At 51.9% G+C, this 5,637-nt stretch carries 4 protein-coding genes and 1 pseudogene; all 5 read left to right on the top strand.

Translation table 11 applies throughout. From position 1 onward, the window contains the following. Positions 1–58: 58 nt before the first annotated feature. Positions 59–379 (top strand): hypothetical protein, encoded by a 321-nt coding sequence (locus OCH80_RS07790; RefSeq protein ID WP_404539654.1) that lies wholly within the window; start codon positions 59–61, stop codon positions 377–379. 32 nt (positions 380–411) lie between these two features. Beyond that, a complete protein-coding gene (gene pepV, locus OCH80_RS07785; protein ID WP_302188419.1) occupies positions 412–1,821 on the top strand; it encodes a dipeptidase PepV in 1,410 nt (469 codons plus the stop codon). Between the two features lie 94 nt (positions 1,822–1,915). Further along, positions 1,916–2,677 (top strand): hypothetical protein, encoded by a 762-nt coding sequence (locus OCH80_RS07780; protein WP_404539651.1) that lies wholly within the window; start codon positions 1,916–1,918, stop codon positions 2,675–2,677. 155 nt (positions 2,678–2,832) lie between these two features. Then, a pseudogene (locus tag OCH80_RS07775) lies at positions 2,833–3,631 on the top strand (hypothetical protein). Between the two features lie 211 nt (positions 3,632–3,842). Then, entirely contained in the window at positions 3,843–5,237 is a 1,395-nt protein-coding gene (locus OCH80_RS07770) for an amino acid permease (RefSeq protein ID WP_404539648.1), read from the top strand. Positions 5,238–5,637: the final 400 nt, after the last annotated feature.

The following is a 5,637-nucleotide window of genomic DNA, read 5'->3' as shown; positions in this document are numbered from 1 at the left end:
TAAAAGTACCTAACTACTGACATTTTTATCAAAATGATCCCCTAAAGGTACCTAACTGATGCAGAAATCACGTGGTTCAGTAATAAACGGGGATCATTTTTTGAAAAAATCTCGTGGCTCAGTAATAAACGGGGATCGTTTTTCGAAAAAATCTCGTGGCTCAGTAATAAACGGGGATCATTTTTCGAAAAAAACGTTTGGTTCAGTAATAAACGGGGATCGTTTTTTGAAAAAAACGTTTGGTTTAGTAATAAACGGGGATCTAAACAATAAATCAGCCCCGCTTTTACCGCAGCCAAAGTCCATGCCTAATTGTTTGCCAGGGCTGGCGAAGATTGTTAGAATTTTACTTATGCATTTGGTTACTTTTTGTAACTAATCTGATAAAAGCAGCTGAAACAGGAGAAAATAATGGAATTAAACTACAAAGAACTCGCGGCAGCCAAAAAGGACGCCATCCTCAAGGACTTGGCGGAATTGATCGCCATCGACTCATCCGAAGACCTGGACAAGGCCAGCGCGGAATACCCCGTTGGCCCTGGCCCGGTCAAGGCTATGACCAAGTTCCTCAGCTTCGCCCAGCGCGACGGCTTTGACACGGAAAACTTCGCCAACTACGCTGGCCGGGTCAACTTCGGTGAAGGCGACCAGCGCCTGGGCATCATCGGCCACATGGACGTCGTTCCTGCCGGCGATGGCTGGACCCATGACCCCTTCAAGATGGAAATCGACGCTGAAGGCCGGATCTACGGACGCGGCAGTGCCGACGACAAGGGACCAAGCCTGGCAGCCTACTACGGGATGCTCCTTTTAAAGGAAGCCGGCTTTAAGCCCAAAAAGAAGATCGACTTCGTCTTGGGAACCAATGAAGAAACCAACTGGGTTGGCATCGACTACTACTTGAAGCATGAGCCAACGCCAGACATCGTCTTCTCTCCTGATGCTGAATACCCGATCATCAACGGCGAACAAGGGATCTTTACCCTGGAATTCACCTTCAAAAACGACGCCGCCAAGGGCGACTGCGTCCTGCAGTCCTTCAAGGCCGGCATCGCCACCAACGTGACTCCGCAGGTAACCCGGGCCACGATCACGGGGCCAAAGCTGGACGACATGGCCGCTGCCTACCAGCTCTTCTTGGCCGACAATGGCCTGGAAGGCAGCTTTGACGTCAAGGGCGACGCGGCCGACATCGTGCTGGTTGGCCAAGGCGCCCACGCCTCTGCCCCGCAAGTCGGCAAGAACTCCGCCACCTTCCTGGCCTTGTTCTTGGACCGCTATGCTTTTGCCGGCAGAGACAAGAACTTCCTTCACTTCTTAGCCGATGTGGCCCACGAAGACTTCTACGGGAAAAAGCTGGGCATCTACCACAAGGACGACTTGATGGGCCAAATCGCCAGCTCCTCAACCATTTTTGCCTACGAACACGACGGCGAGGCCTTGATGAAAAACAACGTCCGCTACCCGCAAGGCACTGACCCTGACACCATGGTCAAGCAGGTCATGGCCAAGTTCGGCGGCATCCTGGACGTCAGCTACAATGGCTTTGAAGAGCCGCACTACGTGCCAGGCGACGATCCACTGGTTCAAACCCTGCTCAAGGTCTACGAAAAGCAGACCGGGAACAAGGGCCACGAAGTCGTTATCGGCGGCGGTACCTACGGCCGCCTCTTCAAGCGCGGGGTTGCCTTCGGCGCCCAGCCGGAAAACGGCCCGATGGTCATGCACGCGGCCAACGAATACATGATGGTCAAGGACCTGATCGACTCAATCGCGATCTACGCCGAAGCCATCTACGAACTGACTAAAGACGCTGATTAAACTGAAAAGCGGTGCGGTTGCATCGCTTTTTCTTTTTGCTAAAATTGCCTTAGCTCAAACCAATATCGGCAATTGCAAAAAAGCGAGGCAGATTATGAAACATACAACCGTGAACAAAATCAGCGACTTAGGTCCCATCAAAAAGCTCAGTCTTGTCAACGACTCCAAGACCATCCTTCAAACTTCTGAATTTTTGCCGGGTAATGACGTGCTCATCCAGGACTGCAAGCAGCGGCTCAGCTTAATGAGCAATGGCCACGGCAGCTATTCCGCCTTCGACTTGGTCACGGATTCCGAAATACCGCCACTTAGCTTTCCTGGTCTGAATGCCAAGGTGCGCTGCCGGGAGCGCCGCCGCTTCACCCTGCCTAAGCAGACGGCGAACTATCTTTTGACCAGCTTCCGCCAGTATTTCACTGAGCAGGAGGCAGCAGGCCAAGCCAGTGACCTAGACGACGCGCTGAAGCTGCGCTTTGAAGACGAGGACCTGCAGGTCTGGAAAGGCTATTTGCCTACTTGGACAGAACCATGCTTCAATGGCGCTGACTTGGCAGCCCTCTTGCGCAAGTACCTGCCTGCCAGCTGCCAAGGCATCTGCTGGACAAACCGAATTCTGCCCGCGGCCGGCCAGCATGCCTTTGCCATCGTTGCTTTCACTGACGATGATGAAGACAGCGGCCGGGAGTACTGCTACCTGGCTGACCAAGTCCAGGCTTATGCAGGCGCGGTAGCCATCGTCCAGGCCGGCCAGGAGCTGAAGACCGTCCGCGTCAAGCGCGTGGAGCTGCACGCCGCGACTGACGCCCCCTATCCGCTGGACAAGTGCAAGCCGCTGCTTGGCCTCCTCGATCACTAAATCAAATAATACGCAAACTACCAGGCCTGCGTTTCTTTATTAGGAACGAAGGCCTGTTTTCTGTCATTTATAAGATTTTTCCTTTACAAAAGCAATTATTCTCTATATTATGGACTTATTGTTTTATTTCTAATTTAAATTTAAGGACTCTTAACATGGCAGATAAAATCGAAAACAGGGACGGGACCATCCGCTCCCTGTCCAACCGCCACGTGCAGATGATCGCGATTGGCGGCACGATCGGGACTGGCCTCTTCCTGGGGGCCGGGACCACCATTTCGGCCACTGGACCATCAGTCGTCTTTGCCGGGATTGAATTCGTGACCATCACCATCGGCGAGGCCAAGGACCCCCAGCACGTCATCAAGTAGGCCGTCAACGAAACTTTGCTCCGGATTCTCTTGTTCTACATCGCGACCTTGGTCGTGATCATGTGCGTCATCCCTTGGTGGACTCCGTCTTTAACTTTATCGTCCTCACGGCAGCGGCAAGTGCCTTGAACTCCTGCATCTTCTCTTCCGGCCGCCACCTCTTCCAGCTGGCCGAAGAAGCGCCAAAGGGTTCCTTCCTTAAGAAGCATTTTGCCAAAATCTCGCCAAACGGGGTGCCGGCCCGCGGATTGCTCGTTTCCGTCTGCTTCGTCCTCATCGCGCCAGCCCTGAGCTTCTCCAGCGCGGCGATTGAAGTCTTCAGCAAGGTTGCCGGGGCAACCAGCGACATGTTCATCCTGGTCTACGTTCTGGCCCTTCTGGCCCACCGCAAGTACCGGCAGTCAAGCGACTTTATGGAAGACGGCTTTAACAAGTGGCCAGTCCTTTGACCATCCTGTTCTTCTTGATCATCTTCTTCAGCCTCTTCTTTATTCCAAACGACGTCTTTGGCGCGACCCTGTCCGTCCTTTGGACCCTGTTTTTTGACAGCTGGTGCTGGATCAGGGAACGGCGAAAAAGGTAAATTCCTAGGCTTGGCTAATTTTGTTTAGTTTTAGCCTACTGAAACAGAATATATTTAAGTTTAGCAGGTCTCAAACTTCATTTTGTTTTTGAGGCCTGCTTTTTTTGCACTTTTGCAAATCGATTTTGCTTTACAAAAAATGCTGAAGATTATATTATAAAGCTACTGATTCTTATTTGTTTTTAATTTACTTGCATGAAAGGAATTGCTTATGGAAGATCGCAGCATTGAAAACGCGGACGGGACCATCCGCTCCTTGTCCAACCGGCACGTGCAGATGATTGCAATTGGCGGCACGATCGGGACTGGCCTCTTCTTGGGGGCAGGGACCACGATTTCCGCCACTGGCCCGTCAGTTATTTTTATCTACGCCATCATGGGCCTGTTCTTCTTCTTTCTCTTGCGGGCCTTGGGGGAAATGTTCTACTTTGACTGCAACAGTCACACCTTCGTCTCCTTCATCACCAGATATCTGGGCGACGCGGCCGGACGCTTTGCCGGCTGGACCTACTGGATCGGCATCCTCTTTGCCTGCATGGCGGAACTGACCGCCGTTTCGACTTATGTCCAGTACTGGCTGCCCAACCTGCCAGCCTGGCTGATTGAAGTCGCGGTCTTGGGCCTATTGACCCTGCTTAACCTGACGGCCGCCAGACTGTTCGGGGAAACGGAATTCTGGTTTGCCATGATCAAGATCATCGCTATCGTCTCCCTGGTCGTGACGGGGATCATCATGGTTGCCATGAACGCTAAGACCCCGGTCGGCCACGCCAACCTGAGCAACTTTACCGGCAATTTTTCCCTTTTGCCAAAAGGCAAGTACGCTTTCTTCACCGCCTTTCCAATGGTCTTCTTCTCCTTTGCCGGGATTGAATTCGTGACCATCACCATCGGTGAAGCCAAGAACCCGAAGAAGGTCATCAAGAAGGCCGTCAACGAAACCCTGCTCCGGATCCTCTTGTTCTACATCGCGACCCTGGTCGTAATCATGTGCGTCATCCCTTGGGGCAAGATCACGGGCGGATCAAGTCCTTTCGTTCAAGTCTTCAAGATTGCCGGCTTCAATGCCGTGGCCTCAATCTTCAACTTCGTCGTCTTGACGGCCGCGGCTTCATCGCTTAACTCCGGGATCTTCTCAGCTGGCCGCCACTTCTTCCAATTGGCTGAAGAGGCGCCAAAGGATTCCTTCCTTAATAAGCACTTCGCCAAGATTTCCACCAACGGCGTGCCGGCCGCGGGGATCGCGGTTTCAGTTGCCTTGATGCTGATCGCGCCAATCATGAGTTTTTCAAGCACCGCGATTGAAGTCTTCGGCACCGTAGCTGGGGCAACCAGCGACATGTACATCCTGGTCTACGTTCTGGCCCTTTTTGCCCATCGCAAGTACCGTGCTTCCAGCGATTTCATGGAAGACGGCTTCAAGATGCCTTTCTACAAGGTCGCAAGTCCTTTGACCATCGCTTTCTTCTTGGTCATTTTCTTCAGCCTCTTCTTCATCAAGGCTGACGTCTTCGGTGCTACCCTGGCCGTGGCCTGGACCCTCTTGTTCGGCAGCTGGTGCTGGCTCAGCGAAAAGCACCGCGGCGCCAACCCGCGCTTAAGCTAGTAAGTTAAAACATTGATTTCCGCACTCATCTAGACCAGATGAGTGTTTTTTGTACCATCTTTGGTTGGGCAATTTTTAAAAAGCAGTTGGGGATCTTTCGGGAAAAGGGCTTTGGAAAAGTACCCAACTAAAACAAAATCCACGCCAGTCCCCACAACTGCCGCAGACAAAGTCAAATCGCATCATCAAGCAAACACCGACTGGTCAAAGTGCTATTTTTCAACAAAAAGCGCTATGCAGCTCCCCTTGCATTAATGAGCGATCCCAACTATAATCACTTTCGTAAGCGGTTTCCTGAAGAGAAGCGAAACAGTGAAAACAAGTCGTTAAATACTGAAAACATATCGCCAATTGCAATAATAAATTGAACACTTGCCAATAGCATCTGGTAGATTTTGAC

Source organism: Lactobacillus sp. 23-2, assembly GCF_044902225.1.
Classification (GTDB): Bacteria; Bacillota; Bacilli; order Lactobacillales; family Lactobacillaceae; genus Lactobacillus; species Lactobacillus absianus.
Note: the sequence above shows the minus strand (reverse complement) of the source record. Positions and strands in the feature narration are given on the sequence as shown.